This is a genomic window from Photorhabdus noenieputensis (assembly GCF_018448935.1).
GTDB lineage: Bacteria > Pseudomonadota > Gammaproteobacteria > Enterobacterales > Enterobacteriaceae > Photorhabdus > Photorhabdus noenieputensis.
In genome coordinates, this window is the sequence record NZ_RCWC01000196.1 from 1 (window position 1) to 381 (window position 381).

A 381-nucleotide genomic window follows, 5' to 3' on the forward strand; every position below is an offset into this window, starting at 1 on the left:
TTATAGCTTTATAGATAGTTCTGACGAAACTTGCCCGAGGCTCTTTAACCCTTGGGGAGCTTATGAGCTGCTCTCCTGGCCTGATAATGCGTTCAGTTAACATCTCATCTTGTTGTTAGCTGACCACGCCAGGTGAATTCACTGGAACATGACAACCTGTTTCAATCAACAACGGAATAAAACATGAAAAACACAACCTATCAGATGAATGAAGGCTCACTGGTTATCCCGGACAACTGGCGGGATGAATCCATGCCTTTTGAAGACGGCCAGCGTGATACCCTGCTGGCGGTTGTCCACAGTTTTCAGGCGGCCTGATGACCTGACAGGAGGAACACCATGTCACTTGGTGATGAAATCGTCACCCGGATAGCGCGGGTG

The 381-nt window shown here is 48.6% G+C and carries 1 protein-coding gene; it reads left to right on the forward strand.

Annotated elements, in window-relative coordinates; genetic code table 11:
• The first annotated feature begins 183 nt into the window (after positions 1–183).
• Positions 184–318 (forward strand): hypothetical protein, encoded by a 135-nt coding sequence (locus EAE91_RS24700; protein ID WP_280520318.1) that lies wholly within the window; start codon positions 184–186, stop codon positions 316–318.
• Positions 319–381 lie beyond the last annotated feature (63 nt).